Annotated in this window: 17 protein-coding genes; 8 read left to right on the forward strand and 9 right to left on the reverse strand. The window is 60.1% G+C overall.

What is annotated here, in order from left to right; translation table 11 throughout:
- The first annotated feature begins 518 nt into the window (after positions 1 to 518).
- Positions 519 to 2513, forward strand: coding sequence for a tetratricopeptide repeat-containing glycosyltransferase family protein (locus AWB64_RS28605; RefSeq protein WP_244164239.1), 1995 nt, complete (start codon positions 519 to 521; stop codon positions 2511 to 2513).
- Positions 2514 to 2569: 56 nt separating this feature from the next.
- Here the strand turns inward: AWB64_RS28605 and AWB64_RS28610 are convergent, their stop codons facing one another.
- Positions 2570 to 3436, reverse strand: a complete 867-nt coding sequence (locus AWB64_RS28610; protein WP_060858788.1) for an alpha/beta hydrolase family protein — start codon at positions 3434 to 3436, stop codon at positions 2570 to 2572.
- Positions 3437 to 3651: 215 nt separating this feature from the next.
- On the opposite strand from AWB64_RS28610, the gene AWB64_RS28615 reads away from it, so the two are divergent.
- Together AWB64_RS28615 and AWB64_RS28620 are read left to right on the forward strand one after the other, a co-directional pair.
- Positions 3652 to 5586, forward strand: a complete 1935-nt coding sequence (locus AWB64_RS28615) for a methyl-accepting chemotaxis protein (protein ID WP_244164240.1) — start codon at positions 3652 to 3654, stop codon at positions 5584 to 5586.
- A 112-nt stretch (positions 5587 to 5698) separates the two neighbouring features.
- Positions 5699 to 6085, forward strand: a complete 387-nt coding sequence (locus tag AWB64_RS28620) for an ester cyclase (RefSeq protein WP_060858789.1) — start codon at positions 5699 to 5701, stop codon at positions 6083 to 6085.
- Between the two features lie 9 nt (positions 6086 to 6094).
- Here the strand turns inward: AWB64_RS28620 and AWB64_RS28625 are convergent, their stop codons facing one another.
- The 5 genes from AWB64_RS28625 to AWB64_RS28645 form a co-directional block, all read right to left on the reverse strand.
- Entirely contained in the window at positions 6095 to 6823 is a 729-nt protein-coding gene (locus AWB64_RS28625) for an SDR family NAD(P)-dependent oxidoreductase (protein ID WP_060858790.1), read from the reverse strand.
- A 21-nt stretch (positions 6824 to 6844) separates the two neighbouring features.
- Positions 6845 to 8146 (reverse strand): MFS transporter, encoded by a 1302-nt coding sequence (locus AWB64_RS28630; protein ID WP_060858791.1) that lies wholly within the window; start codon positions 8144 to 8146, stop codon positions 6845 to 6847.
- 77 nt (positions 8147 to 8223) lie between these two features.
- A complete protein-coding gene (locus AWB64_RS28635) occupies positions 8224 to 8976 on the reverse strand; it encodes an SDR family oxidoreductase (RefSeq protein ID WP_060858792.1) in 753 nt (250 codons plus the stop codon).
- Entirely contained in the window at positions 8973 to 9500 is a 528-nt protein-coding gene (locus tag AWB64_RS28640) for a 2,4'-dihydroxyacetophenone dioxygenase family protein (RefSeq protein WP_060858793.1), read from the reverse strand. The genes AWB64_RS28635 and AWB64_RS28640 overlap by 4 nt, the downstream gene beginning before the upstream one ends.
- Before the next feature lie 156 nt (positions 9501 to 9656).
- Positions 9657 to 10700, reverse strand: a complete 1044-nt coding sequence (locus tag AWB64_RS28645) for a LacI family DNA-binding transcriptional regulator (RefSeq protein WP_060858830.1) — start codon at positions 10698 to 10700, stop codon at positions 9657 to 9659.
- A gap of 258 nt (positions 10701 to 10958) precedes the next feature.
- Between AWB64_RS28645 and AWB64_RS28650 the strand changes: the two genes are divergently transcribed.
- Both AWB64_RS28650 and AWB64_RS28655 read left to right on the forward strand, forming a co-directional pair.
- Positions 10959 to 11834 (forward strand): sugar phosphate isomerase/epimerase family protein, encoded by an 876-nt coding sequence (locus tag AWB64_RS28650; protein WP_060858794.1) that lies wholly within the window; start codon positions 10959 to 10961, stop codon positions 11832 to 11834.
- Positions 11835 to 11916: 82 nt separating this feature from the next.
- On the forward strand, positions 11917 to 12534 hold the full coding sequence (locus tag AWB64_RS28655) for a nucleoside/nucleotide kinase family protein (protein ID WP_060858831.1): 618 nt from the start codon (positions 11917 to 11919) through the stop codon (positions 12532 to 12534).
- 56 nt (positions 12535 to 12590) lie between these two features.
- On the opposite strand, the gene AWB64_RS28660 is transcribed toward AWB64_RS28655, so the two are convergent.
- Both AWB64_RS28660 and AWB64_RS28665 read right to left on the reverse strand, forming a co-directional pair.
- Positions 12591 to 12914 carry a c-type cytochrome gene (locus AWB64_RS28660; RefSeq protein ID WP_082850673.1) on the reverse strand — a complete coding sequence of 108 codons (324 nt, stop codon included), beginning with the start codon at positions 12912 to 12914 and terminating at the stop codon, positions 12591 to 12593.
- Positions 12911 to 14179, reverse strand: coding sequence for a PQQ-dependent sugar dehydrogenase (locus tag AWB64_RS28665; protein ID WP_060858795.1), 1269 nt, complete (start codon positions 14177 to 14179; stop codon positions 12911 to 12913). The genes AWB64_RS28660 and AWB64_RS28665 overlap by 4 nt, the downstream gene beginning before the upstream one ends.
- A gap of 1213 nt (positions 14180 to 15392) precedes the next feature.
- Between AWB64_RS28665 and AWB64_RS28670 the strand changes: the two genes are divergently transcribed.
- The 3 genes from AWB64_RS28670 to AWB64_RS28680 are packed head-to-tail and all read left to right on the forward strand — an operon-like array spanning position 15393 to position 21226.
- Positions 15393 to 18584, forward strand: coding sequence for an efflux RND transporter permease subunit (locus AWB64_RS28670; RefSeq protein WP_060858796.1), 3192 nt, complete (start codon positions 15393 to 15395; stop codon positions 18582 to 18584).
- Positions 18574 to 19761: an efflux RND transporter periplasmic adaptor subunit gene (locus AWB64_RS28675; protein ID WP_060858797.1), complete on the forward strand. Its 1188-nt coding sequence runs from the start codon at positions 18574 to 18576 to the stop codon at positions 19759 to 19761. Before AWB64_RS28670 ends, AWB64_RS28675 begins: the two co-directional genes overlap by 11 nt.
- 1 nt (position 19762) lies before the next feature.
- A complete protein-coding gene (locus AWB64_RS28680; protein WP_060858798.1) occupies positions 19763 to 21226 on the forward strand; it encodes an efflux transporter outer membrane subunit in 1464 nt (487 codons plus the stop codon).
- A 27-nt stretch (positions 21227 to 21253) separates the two neighbouring features.
- Here AWB64_RS28680 and AWB64_RS28685 read toward each other — a convergent pair whose 3' ends face one another.
- Positions 21254 to 21985 (reverse strand): FadR/GntR family transcriptional regulator, encoded by a 732-nt coding sequence (locus AWB64_RS28685; RefSeq protein WP_060858799.1) that lies wholly within the window; start codon positions 21983 to 21985, stop codon positions 21254 to 21256.
- Between the last annotated feature and the right edge of the window lie 36 nt (positions 21986 to 22021).

Consider the following 22021-nt stretch of genomic DNA (forward strand, 5'->3'; position numbering starts at 1 on the left):
ACGTGGCTGAACACGGCGTATCCGAGCGGTAACTATCTGAGTTTGATCAAGAACTGATCGATAGATAGCGGCATATATGCAGCACAGAACGCGAGGCTTCCGGCAGGTCGGAGCCTCGCGTTTTTTATGGGCGAGCTGAACTCAGGGTCTGCGATCGGTTGAACGGATTTTCTTCGACATGATTTTACATGGCACCTTAAGATAATATGGGATCCTAAAATAATAACAACTGGCGAGTTCTGCTGATCAGAAGCCAAGTCTGACCACATTGAGATAAAGATTGTGATTATGAAAAGCGCCCGCGTTAGTGCCGCGAAAGGTCCGAGTCAACTGTGAGGGACGGCAGCTTTCATGCAGACATTTACGCGCGCGCTGACCGTACGCTGCTTGGATTTATCAACATTTGCCGGCCAATAAGATAGGCATGTCTATCAAGTGTCAGTGATGTGTGCCTTTGCCTTCACCTCGTTCTTGATCTTTGGCGGTCCGGTCAATCACGTCTTCATCAGAAAACGGCAATGAACGCGGCGGCCAGTGTGCGACGACCTGTGTTGACCTGTGTGTATCAAACGAATTTCAAGATACGGAAAAAGAAACGTAATTTAAACTGCTCGCGAGCCGCTCGTCAGTTTATTTTTCTTGTTACCGAATGTTTGGGAGCGAAGCATCGCGCTTTTTACGCGTGGATCCATATTAACTACTCCAATCACACGTTCATGCCCGAGTCGGAACTATCAAACACAATTGATCCAGTTATCGCCGTTTGGCACTTGCTGCGTAACCGGGGAGTCGACGCGGCAGTGAACCATTCCAGCATCACGCCTCAACTGCGTGGAGAGGTACGCATAAGCGCCGACGAGCTATCGGAGTCAGGCGGAGATGAATCGGCGATCAAGCCCGAGGCGGCCAACGGCGCGCGCTATGCACGAATCGCGTTATTTTCCGACGCGCTCGGCAACCCGGCCGCGACCCGTCGATATAGCGAGAGAGCCGTCGCCGTGCTCGGAGCAGCCTTAAGCATCCGGTGGATCAACTGGTTGATCAGCCAACGCGCGTTGTCGGCAACAGTTGCGATGCTTCGTGCTTATGAGCAACTAGAAAGTGAAGATTCGCGGGCAGCGTGGTGGCTGGCTTCGGCGTTGGCGCAGTTGCCCGGCGACGATGCGCGGGCGGAGCGTTGTGCGGCACTTGAGCGCGCTTACGCGCGCGATCCTGCGATTGATCAGGCGTTGCCGCTGGAACTGGCAATCTCATATCGCGAGAGCCGGGACTGGGATCGCGTTGAACAAGTCTGTCGAGACGTTCTATCGCGGGAACCGGCCAACGCTGAAATTGCCTGGCAACTCAGTCACGCGCAATGGCAACGCGACAATGACGCTGTTGCGGCCGAAGCGACGATGCGCGCAGTCAATGCCACCGCACCGGGCAATAGCAAGGTGGTTGCCGCGATCGGCCTTTATCTCGCTGAGCAGGGACGCTACCGAGACAGCGAGGCTGTATTGCATGCATCACTCAAGCTAGATCCTGGCAACGCCCAGGCGTCCGCCGACCTGGCAGAACTCCAATTACGCCGGGATTTCTGGTCTGCGGCATGGCCGCGATTTGAAAAACGCCTGACGACTGCCGATCGCGCTTCGGACAATGTCGTCCATGTTATGGCCTCCTTGGCCCCACGCTGGCAGGGAGAATCGTTGGCTGGCAAGACGCTGATCGTTTATAGCGAAAAGGGCAGCGGCGATGATATCCAGATGGTCCGTTTCATTCCGGCATTGGCTGCGCAAATCCGTCAGGCAGGCGGCACGCTCAGGCTTGCAGTGCGTCGCTCATTGCAGCCGTTGTTTTTACGCTTTTATGAGAATTGCGTCGCGATCGAAGATAAGTTGCTGGGCACACCTGACTATGTACTGGCCATGATGAGTGTCCCCCACGCTATACGCCTGCGAAAGAGCCAAGTGCGCGGTGTACCCTATCTGGTTGCCGACACTCGCAAAGTGAAGACTTGGCGCGAACGGCTCAGCTCAAACGAGGGCGCGCTGCATGTTGGATTGGTTTGGAGCGGCGATCCCACGCATCGGCGCGACGCAAAACGCTCGATCGCATTGACCGCCCTGGAACCGGTCTTGGCTATGCGGAATGTGGTGTTCTATCCATTGACGCCGGGTCGCTCCAACGACTCCATGGCTTTGCTTGATCGAGGTTATCGAGTGTGCGATCTGACCGATCGCTATACCAATGGTTTCGACGACGTTGCCGCGCACATCACAGCGCTTGACGCAACAGTGACGATCGATAGCGCTCCATTGCATCTGGGTGGCGCGCTGGGTCGCCCCGTGTTCGCGATGCTCGATCATGTATCGCACTGGTGTTGGGGCGATGCGCAAGCGCAACCATGGTACGACTCGGTCGAACTTTTCAGGCAGCCCAAGCCTGGGGAGTGGGCGCCTGTGGTCGAACGGGTGGTGGCACGTTTGGGCCGCATGACAGGTGTCTCCTGCGCGCATGCGGACGACTAAATCGCTTGTCTGAAAGTGCTTGTCCTTCAACGATAACGAATCGCGGCGCACATCGGCTATTCGTCAAAGCGCACGCCAAGAGTCCGCACCAAGAAATCGTGGACCAAGACCGGAAGCACTTCATGGAACTGCTCGCGATCAAACCCTTCCGGATCTGAAGCAGGTGGAAAGTCCGCCCGCTGCATTGCCACGGGAAAGGGCGACAGGAAAGAAAAGTGCCCCGCGCCCGGTACGACGATCATTTCCAATGGCGTGCCCGCCGGCAATCGTGCCAAGGCACGCTGGATTGCGTCAGGTGGCATAACCGGATCGCGCTCTCCGGCCATCACCAGTAACGGCGTGACTACGCTGTCAAGCGCTCCGGGCACCATGAACCAGTCCGTGGCCGGCGCGAGCAAAACAGCGGCTCCAATACGGCTGTCTGCAGTGACCGGCAGTGGCTGACCGGAACGCGACCAGGCATGGCCGCCAGCGAGTGCCAGGGCCGTGAATCCGCCCATCGAATGCCCCACTATGCCGACACGGCAGGCATCCGCCGACAACCGAAAGAATGGATCCGCGAGCAGAGCGTCGAGGGCAAGCGACATATGACGCGGACGCGCCACCGCAGACTCGTCCGTGTTGGAGAGGGAGCGATCGTTGTTGTTGTCGCCCGGATGCTCCGGACTGAGCACAATAAAACCGCGCCTGGAAAGATGAGTACCAATGCTCCGGTAGAGAAGGTGCGAGCCGCCACCACCATGCGATATCAAACATACGGGAAACAGGCCCGACGCAATCGGAGCGTCCAGTGTCGCGTCGAATGTGTAGGGGCCGAGTGTTGTCCCCGACGCCGCCGCCAGTGTCGGATATTGAACGATGCAGGCAAACGTAATGGCTCGATCATGATCTTCTATTTGCACGCTGCGCAAGCCGGAATTCATAAGACCTCGAAGAGCGGTTGCCTGGGCGAGTACGCGGTGTCGGCAATGCACCGGAAGCGCAGTTTAATGCACCAGATACGTGCCGTGAAGAAGATTAAGCCACTTAAAAAGCACAGGGTTTGTGCATCGCAAAATTTCCGTTGATGGGCCTGTTCAGTTGTGAACGTCAGCGCCGTTATCCCCCATAACCCTGACCTAAAAGGAAGTGACTCGATATGCGTTTGTTTGCACCCGGCATGGTCCTGATGGGCCGGCTGACCATGCCGAAAAAGCTCGTTGTTCTCGCGCTGCTGTTTCTGTTGCCGCTTTCAGTTTGCCTCTTCTCCACGCTGCGCGACGCCGATCACGCCTATGCATCCACGCAGCAGGAAATAGAGGGCGTGGCATTGCTCGGCACGAGTCAGGCGCTGATCAAGTCGGTACAAAAACGCAGAGGCGCAAGTGCCGGGGTCATGGCAGGCAACGAAGGCATGCGTTCCGCTTTCAACACCGCAAACGCCGAATCCGACCACTTGCTGAAAGCCTTGAGCGCTCAGGCCGCCTCCACAAGAACCTTCAGCGTAAAGGCTCAGGTCGATACACTCGCTGATCAATACGCGAAGCTCGCGGCAATGCCGTTGTCGGCGAATGCGAAGGATGTATTCGACGCACACACCGCGCTGGTTCGTGCAATCTTTGCGTTCACCGCCGACCTGGCCGATAGCTCCAGGCTCGCGCTCGATCCAGAGCCTGCAACGTATTACCTCATCAACACTGTCGTTGTATCGTTGCCTGCGGCTGCGGAAATGGCTGCGATCGCACGGGGCAAGGGTACAGCGGCACTCAGCAGCGCGCAGATCAATCCCGCGGATCGGGGCGCGCTTGGCGTGCACGCAATGATGCTGCGTGACCAGATGGAAAACGTGCGGCAGGATCTCGTGCGCGTGCGCCGTGCCCTCGACGATTCCGCCGCGCAGAATCAGTTGGGTAATTCTGATTTCGACGACTTCGATTCCTTCGGGAAAACCGTCGCAAGCCTTGCGTCGGATGCGGGCGCGGCCACGGTGGATGCAGGTGCGTATTTCGCCATGGGCACCCGTGCTGTCGATTCGCTTTATAGCGCGCATACACGCCTTTCCGCCTTGCTTGGTAGCCTGCTTGCAGAGCGGGCTGGCGCCGAAGCGCGCAAAGTGTGGACCATGAGCGCGCTTAGCGTGGTATCCGTGGGTCTTGCGCTTTACCTTTTTATCGCGTTCGCGAAACGCACGAGCGAAGATGTCAACGAGATCGCCGCATGCATGGCGCGCGCCGCCGAAGGCGACTTGCGACATCGGCTCGTTGTTGACGGCCGCGACGAGATCGCCTCGATTCGAAGCGGACTCAACACGCTGTTCATGGCGCTCAACGACATGATCGTTTCGACAAAAGCCACCGCCGGGTCGGTGCTTGCGGGCAGTGAAGAGATCGCTTCGGGCAATCTCGACTTGTCGCGCCGAACGGAAGAGCAGGCGGCGTCGCTCGAGCAGACCGCCGCGAGCATGGAGGAGCTCACTTCCACTGTGCGCCACAATGCCGACAACGCGCGGCAAGCGGGCGCGCTGAGCCGCGATGCATCGGCCAAGGCAGGCAGCAGCGGCGAGATCATCACGCGCGCCGTGTCCGTTATGAACGAGATTGCCAAACGTTCTAGCGAGATGGGCGAAATGATCTCGACTATTGAAAGCATTGCGTTCCAGACCAATATCCTTGCACTCAACGCCGCAGTGGAAGCAGCGCGTGCGGGCGATCAGGGCAAAGGGTTCGCCGTCGTCGCGGGAGAAGTGCGCACGCTTGCGCATCGTACGTCGGTAGCCGCGAAAGACGTCAAGGGTTTGATCGAGCGCTCGGCTGAAGGCGTGCGCGGCGGCACGACGCTGTTTCATGAAGCGGATGCCGCGATCCAGAGCGTGATCGCTTCCATTAGCGGTGTGGATGTCATTATCAACGAGATCGCAGGCGCATCGGCGCAACAGGGCGACGGCATAGAACAGATCAATGTGGCGATCGCGCAGCTTGATCGCGTGACACAGCAGAATGCGGCGCTGGTGGAAGAAGCGGCTGCAGCTAGCGCTTCGCTAAAGGAACAGGCGCTGAAAATGGAGGGCGTGGTTGCGGCATTCGATGTTGCGTAGCCCTTGCCCCCGCAATGCACGTCCCTGGTCGCGAGCGGGTATATTGAGCGGATCCGCGAAGCGCGAGGCGTCACGCTTCGAAGAACCGTCTTGATCGATCAGGGGAATTGCAATGGAAAAAAGCGAGCTTTCCGACCTCTACCGAGCCTACATTGCCTGCTTGAACAAGCAGGACTGGACGCAACTCGGACAGTTCGTTCATGACGATGCGTCCCATAACGGCAAACGCTTCGGCCTGGCTGGATATCGTGAGATGCTGGAACGAGACTTCGATGAAATCCCGGACCTCCACTTCAACATTCAATTGCTGATCGCCGATCCTCCGTTTATAGCAAGCCGGCTCGCCTTCACGTGCGCGCCAAAGGGAAGATTTCTCAGCCTTCCTGTGAATGGCAAGACGGTTTCCTTTGCGGAGAATGTCTTCTATCAGTTTCGGGAAGGAAAGATTGCGGAGGTATGGTCGGTGATAGACAAGGCGGCTATTGAAGCGCAGCTCTAGCTTCGAAACTCATGCCGCCAGATACCCGCCGTCCACGGGCACGATAGCGGCGGTCATGAACGACGCCGCGGGCGTGCACAAAAACGCCACAACCTGCGCAACTTCCTCAGGTGCGCCCCAACGCTTCATGGGCGTGCGATCGAGAATCCCTTGCGAGCGGCCCGTATCTTCCTGCAGCGCCTGCGTCAACGGCGTGGCAATCCATCCCGGCGCAACCGCATTCACGCGAATGCCGTCCGCAGCGTAGGCAATGGCGAGCGATTTGGTCAGTTGCGAAATCGCGCCCTTGCTCGCGCTATAAGCGGGCACGAGGCCGCCGCCGAAAAAGCTCAGCATCGACGCCGTATTCACAATGCATCCCGACGATGCCTTGAGCAACGCGCGCGCACCGGAACAGACACGCATGGTGCCGTGCAGGTTGATATCGACAACGTCTTCGAATACGTCGACTTCGTGTTCGGCTCCGCGCCGGATCACGCCCGCGCAATTCACGACAATATCGAGCCGGTCGAACTCCTTGAGCACGGCGCTTACGTTCGCTGCAGAACGCACGTCGAGCGTGACCTTGCGCACGGCCGGCGCCAAACCATCCGGCGCCTCCGCTGCAAGCGGCAAGCCTGCCGCCACCACGTGCGCACCAAGCTGCGCCAGATGATTGGCAATGGCTGCGCCAATGCCGGACAGGCCACCGGTGACCAGCGCCACCTTGCCTTCGAGCACGTTATCCTTGAAAGTCATGTCCAATCCTGAGAATAAAATTTACGAGGGCTGTGTCTCGATTGAAGCGGGCAGCACGTCGGGCGCGACCTCTTTCACCACGAACAAATAGACCAGCGCAGCGGCGAAAGCGACGCCCGCGCTGATCAACAGCGCGTTGACGAACGAATGCGTCTGGTCGACCACAATGCCGGTGATGATCGGCGCGAACGATCCGCCAAGATAGCCGCCAAAGTTCTGCATGCTGCCCAACGATGCCACCAGATGACGTGGCGCCGCCACGCTGACGAGCGCCCATGCGGTGCCACTCGACATATTGACGAAGAACATTGCGAGCGAGATATAGACAATGGCGAGCGTGGTGCTGGGCGTATAAGCCGCCGGCACCGTGAACGCAGCGGCGCCGACCAGCCCAATGCAGACCGGCCACTTGCGGCTGCGAATGGGCGCCATGCCGCGCTTGAGCAGATGATCCGCAATGTAACCGCTTGACACCATGCCAATGGTCCCGAAAACATAAGGTATCGATACAAGCCAGCCCGTATGCGCAATGCTCAGGTGACGTTCGTTTTCGAGGTAGCCCGGCAACCACGTCAAATACAGCCACACCATATAGATCACGCCCATGAAGCCGAAGATCATGCCCCACGTATTGCGCAGCTTGAAGAGGTTGCCCCATTCGGCGAGACTCACGCCTTTTGCGCGCGGCTCGACCTTGTGATCCGACTCCAGATAAGCAATCTCCGATTCGTCCAGCGCCACTTCATCGCGGTTGCGATACGTCATGTACCAGCCAATCGAAACCAGTATGCCGAGCACGCCCATGATGACGAACATAGTTCGCCATCCGAATGAAAGCATCAGTACGGTCAGCAGCGGTGGCGCGATCATCGGCGCAATGGTCGAGGACGCGACAAAAGTCCCGGTCGGACGGCCCCGTTCATGCACGGCGAACCATTCGTTCACGACTTTTGCGCCCGCTGGAAACAAGGGCGCTTCCGCCACGCCGAGAATAATACGCGCCGAGAGGAAATGATTCAGCGACTGAATGAAGCCGCCCGCAAGCTGCGCGACCGACCATATCAGCATGCCGAGTCCGAGCATGGCGCGTGAACCAAAGCGATCAAGGAGGGCGCCTACAGGAAGCTGGGCGAATGCATACGCCAGCGAAAACGCCGACAACAGCAAGCCCATTTGCGAAGCGGACAGATGCAGTTCCTGGCTGACCGAATGATTCGCTATGGACAGCGTTGAACGGTCCAGGTAATTGACGATACCCGCTATGGTCAGGAATGTGACCGCGATTATCTGCGTGCGCTTAAGGCGTGGGGATTTCTGAAGCATATGCTTGTCTCCTGCATGGAATGTGTCTTGAGCAATGACTGCTTTCTTGTTGGCGCGTGATGCTTGTAGACCCACGCTTAGTAGGTCGCGCGTCCTCCCGACAGATCAAACGTCGCACCCGTATTGAAGGTGCAGGAATCCGAGCATAGCCAGAGCGCGAGGGCGGCTACTTCCTGCGTGGTGCCGAGCCGGCCCATGGGGCTTTTATCGATCATGGTCTGCACGTGGGCCGCGGCCATCTGCTCGAGCAAGGGCGTTTCCACCGCTGCGGGCGCGATGCCGTTCACCAGGATGCCGGTCTGCGCCAACTCCTTGCCAAGCGACTTCGTCATTGCAATGACACCCGCTTTTGCCGCGCTATAAGCCGATGCATTCGCCGTGCCTTCCTTGCCTGCAAGCGACGCAATATTGACGATACGCCCAGTACGCGCCCCGCGCATGACCGGCAGCACGATCCGGCTCACGTGATAGGTGCCCAGCAGGTTGACCTCGATCACGCGCTGCCATTCGGCGGGATCGCATTCGTCGAGCGGCTGTGTGGAACCGGCAAAGCCCGCGTTGTTCACAAGGTAATCCACGCGGCCATACCGGTCGATGGTAGCGGCAAGCGCCGCTTCAATGGAAGCGGGGTTGGTGATATCGACATGAAAATGCGCGGGCGCATCTGGCGTGCCAAGGTCGCCCGCGATCCGGTCCCAGTTCACCGCGTACGCACCGTTGGCGCTGAACGCCTTGCAAATCGCCCGGCCGATTCCACCGGCCGCGCCTGTCACGACCGCCACGCGTCCAGCGAAGTCATATCTCGCGTGCGAAGAAGAAGCCGTGGTCATCGAATGAACTGGTCCACGTAGTCTTCGCCCAAACCGTTCGATGCATAGTGTTTGCGGCACATCTCGATCTTGGTGAACACGTCTTCGTAGCCGGTGTAGTTGCCATACGGATCGCAATAGAACATCACGCCGTTCACCTGGAAGTACGTGATCATCTCCTCGACGTCATCGGGCACGTACAAGGTATGGGTTTCGCCGGGAGGCTCGTAGACGTAGCTTCCTTCCGTTGCGGTCCATTCGTGTTCGAGGTACTTCCAACGCCCTTTCAACACGAACCCGTGAACGCCTTGCGGATGACGATGCCGGCTCAGGACACCCGACTTGCGCACGCGCAGCAGGTTCATCCAGTAGCCTTGCGAAGCGTTGAGGCACAGTGGGCGGAACGACACGTTTTCGGCTTGCGGCACCCACACGCGTTCATCGGTCGGAATGGCGAACGGCACCACGACTTCCTTCTGCGCCTCCTTGGGAAAGGGCAACTGATACGGCATGGTGGCGGGATAGGTATTGACGATATCTGGCATGGGCGACCTTTATAATTGTCCATAATATGGACTTACGTCCACAATGTGACTAATTATCGAAGATTTTGAGATGCCAGGTCAATCCTGGGGTATTTACCGAGATGTCTCAGTTTCTGCGTCCGATCAGGTACGCCTCGAACCCACGTGTGCGATGGACTAGCGGGTGGCGTCGTGTTGGTCGAGCAGCCTTCCGAAGTCCGTCGGTACGATCACGAGCGGGCGTGTAGCCGGGTCATGCGCATCGGCCAGGGCGAACGCTTGCGCGATGATGCGCTCCACGTCCTGGCGCATCATGGTGACATCGAAGGGAAGGTGCGCCGCGAAAGGGTCCCAGTCGAAGCACCCGAACACCGAGGACTGCCACGCTTCGCGAGGTAATTGCGATGCAAACTGAACCAGCCCTTCGAACGCGGTAATCGAGTTCATGAGCAAGCCCGCAGGAAGGCGGCCGAGCTGCTCGACCCGCCGGGCGAGCGCGCGGCGCGCATCCGCTGCGAGATAGCCGCAGCATTCCACGGCATCGAGTGAGGGCGTCAGATTGCGTGCCGCGAAGGCCTCGCGAAATCCGGCTATACGCTTTTCCGTCGCGTACTCGTTCGCAATACCGCCAAGAAACACCAGCTCCTCAGCCGCGTCGCCGCGAGCCTGCATCTTGCCGATGAGCACGTCGGTCAGCGCGCGAGCGCCGCCCTGGTTATCGGAGACGACCGACGGCGCGTCTGCACCCGGCAAGTCCACATTGATGCACGGAACCCCCGCCGCCGCGCATAGCGCGTTGAGCGGCGAAGGATCGCGCACGCCCGCGATAAAAAGGACTTCGACGCGTTGCGAAAGCAGCGTCTGCGTGACGCTGCCTTCCACCGCGGGATCGCGCTGCGTGCTCACGACCACGGGGCACAGGCCGCGGCGCCTGGCTTGCTCTTCAAAGGTCTCGGCCAGCCCCGCAAAAAAACGGTTTCGATAATGCGGAAGGATCATGCCGGCAAGCCCGGAGCGCGATAACCGCAGCCCGCGTGCGGCCATATTCACGTTGTAGCCCAGTTGCTGCGCACTTTCGAGAATGCGGTTTGCGGTCTCTTCCTTGATGCGATATCGCGTCCACGTGCCGTTCAGCACCATGCTCACCGCCGCCACCGACGAACCGGTCGCCCTGGAAATATCGTAGATCGTGGATTTGCGTCCAGCAGCGGTGCGGGTCATCTTGTTTTCCTTTTCAGATTCGTCCGTTTGCAGCAGGAAGGCTGATGTACTTCGGTGGCTCGCCATATTAGGGTATTCGAGCGTTGACCGGATGGCTGAATGGATTCAGCATCGTTTTTCAAATTTAGCTGAATGGATTTAGCATTTAAGAGGTTTTGCACCGGCAAGAATTAGTTTGTTCTCGATTCCGTCCAAAGCTATGGTTATTTTCAATCCCGGGTCCGCTGGCGCGCGGTCGCTACAAAAAGGAGTTTCGCAATGAACAAGTTGGGCGTCCACGCATTGGTATGGGCCGGCGATCTCACGCCGGAATCGACCCGCAAGGTCATCAGCCAGACCAAGGCGGCCGGTTTTGATCTGGTCGAACTATCGCTTCATGGTCCGAAGGTCATGGACCTGTCGCTGACGCGTGATTTGCTGCAGGAACACGGTCTGGAAATCGGCTGTTCTCGCGGTCTAACTTTCGATGCAGACGTCTCCAGCGATAATCCCGAATCGGTCGTGCGCGGTCTCGCGCTGCTGGAAGAGGGCGTCAGCATCACCGCCGAACTGGGCGGCACGTATTTCGGCGGCATCCTGTATGGCGCGATGGCGAAATATTCCGCGCCGATCACGCCGCAGGGACGGCGGCACGCGGTGGACTCGCTCAAGCGCATCGCCGACTTCGCGTTGAAAAAAGGCGTGACGCTCGGCCTGGAAGTCGTGAACCGCTACGAAAGCAATTTGCTGAACACGGCTTCGCAAGCGCTCGACATGCTGGATGAAGTCGATGCACCCAACGTGGTCGTGCATCTGGATACCTATCACATGAACATCGAGGAATCGGATTTCATGCAGCCCGTGCTCGCATGCGGCAAACGCCTTGGCTATGTTCATATTGGCGAAAGCAATCGCGGTTATCTGGGCTCGGGTACTATCGACTTCGCGCAGTTTTTCCACGCACTCGCCATGATCGACTACAAAGGCGTGGTGACCTTCGAGAGCTTCTCTTCGACTGTGGTGAACGAGCAGTTGTCGAATGCGCTGGCGATCTGGCGCAACTTGTGGGAAGACAGCATGGATCTGGCAACGCATGCGCGCGCGTTCATGGCCGGTGGCATCAATGCTGCGGCGAAGGCCCGCGCGCACCATTGACGAAGCAGGCCGCCACGCTCGCCGGTATCGTGTTCAGGCGTTGCCCGGCAGTTGCTTTTGCACATTATCCTGGATGGAGCCGATGATCGAAGACCGCTTTTTAGAACGGTTGCAGCACCTTGTTGACTATGGCCAGCGCCGCATTCTCGGTCTCGCGGGTGCGCCGGGCGCGGGAAAATCGACGCTGGCCCAGGCCATTCTCGATGCGTTTCCCGGCCGCGCCGTTGTCGTGCCAATGGACGGGTTTCATCTCGCGAATGTCGAGCTCGAACGTCTTGGGCGCGCCTCGCGCAAGGGCGCGGAAGATACTTTCGACAGCGCCGGTTTTATTGCGTTGTTGAGCCGGATTCGCGCGCAACGCAAAGGCGAAATCATCTACGCACCGACGTTTCGCCGCGAGATCGAGGAGCCGATTGCCGGCGCGATTCCCGTCATGGCGGACGTGCCGCTCGTGATTACGGAAGGCAATTACCTGCTGTTGCAGCGCGGGCATTGGAACGCGGTTCGTTCCTTGCTCGACGAAGCCTGGTATGTGGATGTCGATCGGCAACTGCGCGTGCAGCGGCTGATCGCGCGGCACATGCATTTTGGCCGCGACGAAGATGCTGCAAGGACATGGGTGCAGCAAACCGATGAAGTCAATGCGGCGCTTATCGAATCAACGCGCGAGCGCGCGGATATTGTTTTCCGGTGGGAATGAAAGTCGCATTTCCTGACTGACTGACTGACCCGTTCCCACCGTAATTTGTCGCCGCGTCAGGGCCGTCCAAGGCTGTGGTAATACGCGGCGAGATTGGCGATGTCGGTATCTGAAAGCGGCTTGGCCATCATTGTCATCATCTCGTTCTGGCGCGCGCCGGACTTGAAATCGTTCAGCGCCTTGACCAGATATTCCTCGGTTTGTCCGGCCAGATTGGGCGCGTCGGGAATCTTCGACAGCCCGTCAATGCCGTGACATGCCTGGCATTGCACGGCTTTCGCGCGCCCGGCCTGCACGTCGCCCGCGAACGCCGCGCGGCCCGGCCACGCGGCGGCGAGCAGCAACGCCGCCGCAGTTATCATCGTCAAGGTCTTCTTCATTTGCCGCCCGTGTACGAGATGCGATAAATCGCGCCGGCGAAATCATCGGAGACGAGGAGCGACCCGTCCTGCAACTGCTGTACATCGACCGGCCGGCCCATGTATTCGCCCGACGCGGTGAGCCAGCCCTCGGCAAACACTTCTGCCTCGCCCGCCGTGCCGTCGTCCTTGACCGGCGTGAACATGATGCGCGCGCCGATTGGCTTCGTGCGGTTCCATGAACCATGCTGCGCATCGAAGATCCCGCCCTGGTACTTCGCCGGGAACATCTTGCCGGTGTAGAACGACATGCCGAGGTCAGCCGCGTGCGCCGCCATTTCCACCTGCGGGAATACGATGCCAGCAGGCGGTGTCGCGTCCTTGTATTCGACCGTGCGCACCTTCCCGCCGCCATACCACGGGAAACCGAAGTTCTCGCCCGCCTTTGTCGCGCGGTTGAGTTCGCCGGGCGGGATGTCGTCGCCCATGCCGTCGACCTGGTTGTCGGTGAACCACAGCGTCTTGTCTTTCGGATTGAAGTCTAGCCCAACCGAATTACGTATGCCGTGCGCATAGATTTCGCGATTCTTGCCGTCCTGATCCATGCGGATAATGCCCGCCAGACCGTTGCGGTCAAGGTCGGCGAGTTTGTCCTTGGGCGGCACGTTCCACGGTTGCCCGAGCGTGATGTACAACTTCTTGTCCGGGCCGATGCGGCAGGTGCGCGCGCCGTGATTGAAGCTTTCGAACTGCGTGGGGATCAGCTTGCCTTGCGGCACGACGACGGCGGCCGCGACGTCGCTGCCGCCTTCGCCGAAGAACTGCGCAGCGGGAAACGCGAGCACACGGTTCTGCTCGACAACATAGAGCACGCCGTCGGGCGAGAAGCACACGCCATTGGGCACCTTGAAGGTCACCGAGCTTGCAAACGCGACCACGTCGTCCGCGACGCGGCGCTTGGTCCGGTCCGTCACCTGCCAGACGCGCGCCTTGCGCGTGCCGACAAAGACCACGCCTGTAGAGGGTTCGATAGCCATATGGCGCGCTTCCGGCACGACCGCATACAAGTCGATCTTGAAGCCCGGCGGCAGCTTGATGGCCTTGAGATTCTCGCGCAGGGCGTCGGCGCGCTGGCCGGACTGCGGCACTTGCTCGGCGGGGGCGGTGTTACCCGTCTGCTGGAAATTCGACAGCGTATTGACGTTGTCTTGCGCTGCGTAGGCGCAGGGCAAGACGGCGAGCATTGCGCCGAGGGCAATGGGTAAAAGCTTGAGCGCTGCGTTCATGTGTTCGTCTCCTGAGATGCTGCTTCGTTTTTAGTGACTGCAACTACGGGAAAACGTGATGCGCGACGGGGGAATTGCCGGCTGCGGCCTATTCGCGGTCAAGCGATGTCATGAGGGGTCTGGGCGATTGCCGGAGAGGTTTGCTCAAACGGGAGGTCTTTTTCATTTGTTTCCTCGCAGCGCGTTCGATCCATGACGGCGGCGTGCATCGGCTGCCAACTACAAGACGTAGCGAGCCGGCACGCATTTAAATCCGGAAACGCGGCCTTCAACGACGGGCGTTTGCGACGGCCGACTGTTCATGCGTATGAAAGGCTGGGTTGAGTGTCTGGTATAGACCGTCCGCGCAGACAGGTCAAGGATGAGTTAACAGCTTCACGTACTGTGGTTCGGCCTGCCAGCGTTTCCCGGTAATAAATATCAAGTGTCGCGGAAGCTTGTTCCAATGTGTTATGTGGCAAAAGCGGCAAGCGGCAAGCGGCAGTGGCTACCTTATCGTGATTCCGTGACGTTCCCGGACACATATGGTTATGAATTTTGGTTCGTTCCGGGGACTCCGAAGCAGGTCGAAAAATAGTCACGTTAGCATTAATTCGATGGAATTTGCCTGCGCGTGCGATCGTTTTTACATAGGTAATACGGATACCGAAATATGAATTTCTCGCTAGCAATCGCATTCATGCGAACGCAAACTCAGCGACAAGAATTGCCCGAACAACTCCGAATCCGAAAATGGCAAAACTGCCAGCTTCGCGATGTACTGACTATGTACACTCCGCCAAGCGGGATTTTGTCGACGCGGCCCGCTGGCGGGGTACCAGTGCCGCACGATCGAATTTTTGTCCCAAGGTGCGGACGGTCACTGCAAATTCATTTTCGTTTGTGTACATTCCTGCATCGTCGGGGCTTTAGCGAATTCAATTGCCATGGCGATGCGTTGATTTCGACCTGCCTGTTTGAATGACTTTCAAAAGGCATGCGAGACCTATTTCAATTCCGCTCGACTGACATTTATGGTGCTCGAGATTCCAAACAAATTAAAACCGGGATCAATTTGGTTCGCTTCCGGCGGTTGTACAGGCCGTCGTGACCAGAACGATCCTGCCCGGCGTATTTCACGGGCCGCTCGAATGATTGCGGCCGCTTCTTGCAAATTGCCGTGCGAGGCGGCTCCACGGCGCTCGCCGGTTCAATCCCAAGTCCTGGAATTCACATGCTCGCCCTAGTACGTGTCGCGTTGCGGCGACCCTACACGTTTGTCGTGCTGGCGATCCTGATCCTGATCATCGGACCGCTTTCGGCGCTGCGCACGCCCACCGATATCTTTCCCGATATCCGCATTCCGGTGATCAGCGTCGTATGGCAATACACGGGTTTGCCGCCCGACCAGATGGTTGGACGAATCACCTCGCCGTTCGAGCGCTCGCTGACCACGACGGTAAACGACATCCAGCACATTGAAGCGGAATCGGTGAACGGCTTCGGCATCATCAAGATCTTCTTCCAGCCAGGCGTCAACATCAGCAATGCCAACGCGCAAGTGACCGCCGTTGCGCAGACGCAGTTGCGCCAGTTGCCGCCCGGCACCACGCCGCCGCTGATACTGAACTACAACGCATCGACGGTGCCGATCATCCAGCTCGCGCTATCGGGCAAGGGATTGTCGGAACAAAACCTGGGCGACCTCGGGCTGAACCAGTTGCGTCCGGCGCTCGTCACCGTTGCAGGCGCATCGATTCCTTACCCGTTCGGCGGCAAGTCGCGCCAGGTGCAGATCGACATCAACCCGGCGGCCCTGCAGGCGCGCGGCCTGTCGGCGCAAGACGTGGCGAACGCGCTGGCGAGCCAGAACCTGCTGACGCCCATCGGCACGGAGAAGATCGGCGATCACGAGTACACGCTGCAACTGAATAACGCGCCGTCCGCCATCAAGGCGCTGGGCGACCTGCCGATCAAGGCGGTGAACGGCACGACCGTTTATATTCATGATGTTGCCAATGTCCGCGACGGCAGCCCGCCGCAAACGAACATCGTGCACGTGGACGGCAAGCGCTCCGTGCTGATGTCGGTGTTGAAGAACGGCTCGGTATCCACGCTCGGGATCATCGACGGCATCAAGCAGCACGTGATCGATGCAAAGGCGTCGCTGCCCGATGCGCTGCAGATCGCACCGATTGGCGACCAGTCGCTGTTCGTGCGCGCGGCCATCAGCGGCGTGGCGCGCGAAGGCGTGATCGCCGCCGCGCTGACGAGCCTGATGATCCTGCTGTTCCTTGGCAGTTGGCGCTCGACGGTGATCATCGCGACCTCGATTCCGCTCGCAATTCTCGGCTCCATCGCGACCTTGTCCGCGCTCGGCGAGACGCTCAACATCATGACGCTCGGCGGTCTGGCGCTCGCGGTGGGTATTCTTGTGGATGACGCGACCGTCACCATCGAAAATATCAACTGGCATCTGGAGCAGGGCAAACAGGTTGAAGAAGCCATCCTCGACGGCGCCGCGCAGATCGTCACGCCGGCGTTCGTTGCGCTCCTGTGCATCTGTATTGTGTTCGTGCCGATGTTCTTCCTCAACGGCGTAGCGCGTTTTCTCTTCGTGCCGATGGCGGAGGCCGTGATCTTCGCGATGATCTCGTCGTTCATCCTGTCGCGCACGCTCGTGCCCACGATGGCGAAATACCTGCTGCATCCGCATGACCTCAGCGAAGACGCGCACGAGAAAAAGCGTCCGGGACCGCTTGGACGCTTCCAGCAAGGGTTCGAACGGCGCTTCGAGAAGATTCGCGCAGGCTATCACGGCTTGCTCGAACTTGCGCTGAACCATCGTGCGCCGTTCGTGAGCTGCTTCCTCGGCTTCGTGCTGATTTCGTTCGCGCTCGTGCCCTTGCTCGGCCGCAACTTCTTTCCGTCGGTGGACGCGGGCCAGATCCTGCTGCACGTGCGCGCGCCGGTCGGCGTGCGGGTTGAGAAAACCGCGCAGATCTTCGCCGACGTGGAAGGGTCGATTCGCCAGATCATTCCGCCCGCTGAACTCAGCACCATGGTCGACAACATCGGCTTGCCCGTGAGCGGTATCAACCTCGCGTACAACAACACGGGGACCATCGGCTCGCAGGACGGCGATATCCAGATCGCGCTGAACGAAAATCATCATCCAACCGATGACTACGTGCGGCAGATGCGCGAGAAACTGCCGCGTCTTTATCCCGGCGTGACGTTCTCGTTTCCGCCTGCCGACATCATCAGCCAGATCCTGAATTTCGGCTCGCCTGCGCCGGTCGACTTGCAGGTGCGCGGCAACAACCTGCCTGCGAACTTCGCCTATGCAAACCGCCTGTTGCGCGAGATCCGCCAGATTCCCGGCGTGGTCGACGCACGCATCCAGCAAGCGCAGAACTCGCCGACGTTCAACGTGGATGTGGACCGCACGCGCGCGCAACTGCTTGGCATCAACGAACGCGACGTGACGAACAGCCTGGTGGTGAATCTCGCGGGATCGAGCCAGGTCGCGCCAACATTCTGGCTGAACAATGCGAACGGCGTGTCGTATCCGATCGTGATGCAAACGCCGCAATACAGCCTGGATTCCCTTGCGTCGCTGCAGAACCTGCCGATCACGTCGAGCCTGCAAAGCAGCGGCCAGATTCTCGGCGGCCTCGCCACGGTCGAGCGCGCGAACACCAATGCGGTCGTGAGCCAGTACAACATCCAGCCGATGGTCGAGATCTTCGCCACCACACAGGACCGCGATCTGGGCGCGGTTGCATCGGACATCCAGCGCATCGTGCAGAACAATGCGGGCGCGTTGCCGAAGGGTTCGTCGATTGCGTTGCTCGGCCAGGTGCAGACCATGAACAGCGCGTTCGCCGGCATGCTCTTCGGTTTGCTCGGCGCGGTCGTGCTGATCTACCTGATCGTGGTGGTCAACTTCCAGTCGTGGGCCGACCCGTTCGTGATCGTCACCGCGTTGCCCGCCGCGCTCGCGGGCATCATCTGGATGCTGTTTGCAACGCACACTACATTGTCCGTGCCGGCGCTGACCGGGGCGATCATGTGCATGGGCGTCGCGACCGCGAACTCCATTCTCGTTGTCAGCTTTTGCCGCGAGCGGCTCGCCGAACACGGCGACCCATTCAAGGCCGCGCTCGAAGCCGGCTTCACCCGCTTCCGGCCGGTGCTGATGACCGCGCTCTCCATGATCATCGGCATGGCGCCCATGGCGCTTGCGCTGGGCGAGGGCGGCGAACAGAACGCACCACTTGGCCGCGCCGTGATCGGCGGCCTGATTTTCGCCACCACCGCGTCGCTGCTCCTGGTCCCGGTGATCTTCTGCATCATTCACTCGCGCCCTGGCCGCGCGATTGCCCCGACACCCGTTACGGGAGGTCCTGCTCATGTCGTCTGAACCTGTTATCACCAATAACCCGCCCGTGCCGCGCCGCCGGCTAGTCGTGATCGCCGTGGTCGGCGTTGCCGTTGCGTTGATTGTCGTGGCCGCAGGGGTTGCGCTGCGCGCCGTCGATGCCCGCAACCTCAAGACCTGGACCGCCGCGCAAACGGTGCCGACCGTGACGGTGATTCACCCTGTCAGCGCGGCGAACGGCCCGACGCTCGACCTGCCTTCGCATCTGGAAGCGTATTCACGCGCTCCGATCTTCGCGCGCGTGAGCGGCTATCTGAAGTCGTGGAGCGTGGATATCGGCACGCCTGTCAAGGCCGGTCAACTGCTCGCAGTGATCGAGTCGCCGGAACTCGACCAGCAGTTGCTGCAGGCGCGCGCGGACCTCGCTAGCGCTCAGGCCAACGCGGCGCTTGCCGGCACGACCGCAAAACGCTGGCAGGCGCTGCTCGGCTCGGACTCGGTCGCCCAGCAGGAAGTCGATGAACGCACCGGCGACTACACCGCGAAGAAAGCCACGGTCGCGGCCGCGCAGGCCAACGTGGACCGCCTGCTTGCGACCAAGGGTTTCGAGCGCATCATCGCGCCGTTCGACGGGGTGGTGACCGCCCGCGATACGGACGTGGGCGCGCTGATCAATGCGGGCAGCGGCGGTATTGGGCAGGAATTGTTCGTGGTCTCCGACGTCAAGCAACTGCGCGTGTATGTGCAGGTGCCGCAAAGCTATGCGCCCGATGTCCGCGCCGGCACGACCGCCACGCTCACCGTGCCGGAATATCCGGGGCAGCGCTTCACGGCGCGCGTGATTGCATCGGCGGACTCGGTCAATGCAACGTCAGGAACGACGCTGGTGCAATTACTCGTGGATAACACGGCCGGCAAACTCTTGCCGGGTGGCTTCGCGAGCCTGCAATTCAAGCTCCCGGTACAGCAAAACGCGGTGCGCGTGCCCGCCAGTTCGCTCGTGTTCGATGCACGCGGCCTGATGGTCGCAACACTCGGCGCGAACGGCGAAGTCGTGTTCAAGAAGGTGACGATCAATCGCGATTTCGGCGACTCGGTGGAGATCGGCTCGGGACTCGCCGCAACGGATCGTGTGATCGATACTCCGCCTGACGGTCTGGTCGATGGCGATCACGTGCAGGTCGCCAGCACCGCCAAGAAGGTGTCCGCAAATGGCTAGGATGCCTGAACTACGCGCTCCGGCGCTGGTGGCCGCGGTTTGCGTCCTGGCTGGCTGCTCGCTGGCGCCTGATTATCATGTGCCGCCCACGCCGGTAGTCGCGCAATACAAGACAACGGGACCGTGGATCAGCGCGCAACCCGCCGACCAGCTGAGCCGCACCGGCTGGTGGAAGAGCTACAACGACACCGGGCTCGACGATCTCGAACAGCGCCTGCTCGCGAACAACACGGACCTTGCGGCGGCGTTTGCGCATTACCGGCAGGCGCAGGCGTTTGTTGATCAGGTCTCGGCGGGACTATTCCCGAAGATCACCGCAAGCGCGGTCCCGCAGCGTGACAAGCAGTCGCGTAACCGGCCCCTGCGTGCAGGCGGTCCCGACGAATACAACTCCGCCACGCTGAGCGGTGAAATCGATTACGACCTTGATTTATGGGGCCGCGTGCGTGATTCGGTGGCGGCCGGCAAGGACGAAGAGCAGGCATCGAAGGCCGATCTTGCATCCGTGCAATTGAGCTTGCAGATTCAACTCGCCGATAGCTACATTCGTCTGCGTGGTCTCGACCAGCAAACCCAGTTGCTCACCGACACCGTCGCGGCGTTCGCGCGCGCGTTGCAGCTTACGCAAACGCTGCACGGCGGCGGGATTGTTTCCGGGCTCGACGTATCGCGCGCGCAGACGCAGTTGTCGTCGGCGAAATCGCAGTTGTCGCAGAATCTGGCGCAACGCGCGTTGATCGAGCACGCGATCGCGGAATTGATTGGCGCGTCGGCTTCCGAATTCAGCTTGCCGCAGCAGACCGCGTCGATCACCTTGCCGGTGATTCCGGCCGGGTTGCCGTCCACGTTGTTGCAGCGCCGTCCGGATATTGCAGCGGCCGAGCGCCGCGTGGCCGAAGCGAACGCCAAGATCGGCGTGGCGCGCGCGGCCTATTTTCCGTCCATCACGTTGAGCCTGCAGGGCGGCTTGCAGAGTTCCGCATACGCCGGATTGATCAGTGCACCGAATCTCTTCTGGGCAATCGGTCCGCAGCTCGTGCAATACGTCTTCGATGGCGGCTTGCGGCGCGCACAGCTCGACACGGCGAAAGCGGCAACCGATGAAGCCGGCGCGCGCTATAGAGGCGTGGTGTTGTCGGCGTTCCAGCAGATCGAAGACAACCTTTCGCTGCTTCAGGAACTCGGCACGGCGCTCGAACAGCAACGCGACGCGGGCAACTCGGCGCAGCATTCCGTTGATCTGGCGCTGAACCGGTATCGGCAGGGTGCGGTGGGTTATCTCGACGTGGTGCAGGCGCAGACCGCGGCGCTCGACGCCCAGCGAGCCGTGCTCGACATCCAGACGCGGCAGTTGAGCGCGAACGTGCAACTGGTCAAGGCGCTGGGCGGCGGATGGTCCAGCGACGAACTGGCGAGCACGGCGCAGGCGCCCGCGCTCGTGGCCGCGACCGATCCGAAGGGTTGAGCGCGCGGCGAGCGAATGGAGCGGGATTCACTTCGGCGTGATGTCCCTTTCCACGCGCTTGATATGCTGCTCGACGTAGAACGCGGCGGCATTGGCGTCGCCCTGGATCACCGCCTCGTAGATCAGCCTGTGCTCGGCCACGTAGAGACGGATGCGGCCTGCGTCGTAGATGCCTTCGTCTTTCAGGCGTTTCCACAAGGGCTGGTCCATCGAACTCGCGACCTCGTCGGCGATCTTGACCATCAGGGCGTCGCCCGTCATGACGGCGAGTTGCCGGTGGAACAACCGGTCGCTGCTGTTCCATAAGGCGCGCTGCGCGGGGTCGTCGATGTCGTAGATGTTTTCCATCTGACCGAGATAGTGTTCGGCCAGCCGGTCGCGTTGAGCGCGTGCAGCGGCGCGCCGGGCGATGGCAGGTTCGAGGACCATGCGTACGTCGAGCGTGGAACTCGGGCTGAAGTCCGCGGCTTGCGCGCTGCTCGCGCTTCCGTGCGACAGACGGTCGAACGCGTCGCCGCACACGAACGTCCCGGAGTTCCGTTTTGTTATGACCAGCCCTTCGTTCTGCAGCGCGCCGATCGCCTCGCGCACGGCCGGCCGCCCCACGCCGAACAATGCGGCGAGGTCGCGTTCGGAAGGCAGCCGCGACTCGGGCATGAAACGCCCGGCCGCAATCTCGTCGCGAATTTTCTGCGATACCTGTTCATAAATTTGCCTGGGCCGGAATGAGCCGTCCAGTTCGGCGTGCACCGCTGACATTCGTGTTCTCGCTAACGTGGCAAAGCGGATGATTCA

This window comes from Caballeronia sordidicola, from assembly GCF_001544455.2.
In the GTDB taxonomy this organism is placed as follows: Bacteria; Pseudomonadota; Gammaproteobacteria; order Burkholderiales; family Burkholderiaceae; genus Caballeronia; species Caballeronia sordidicola.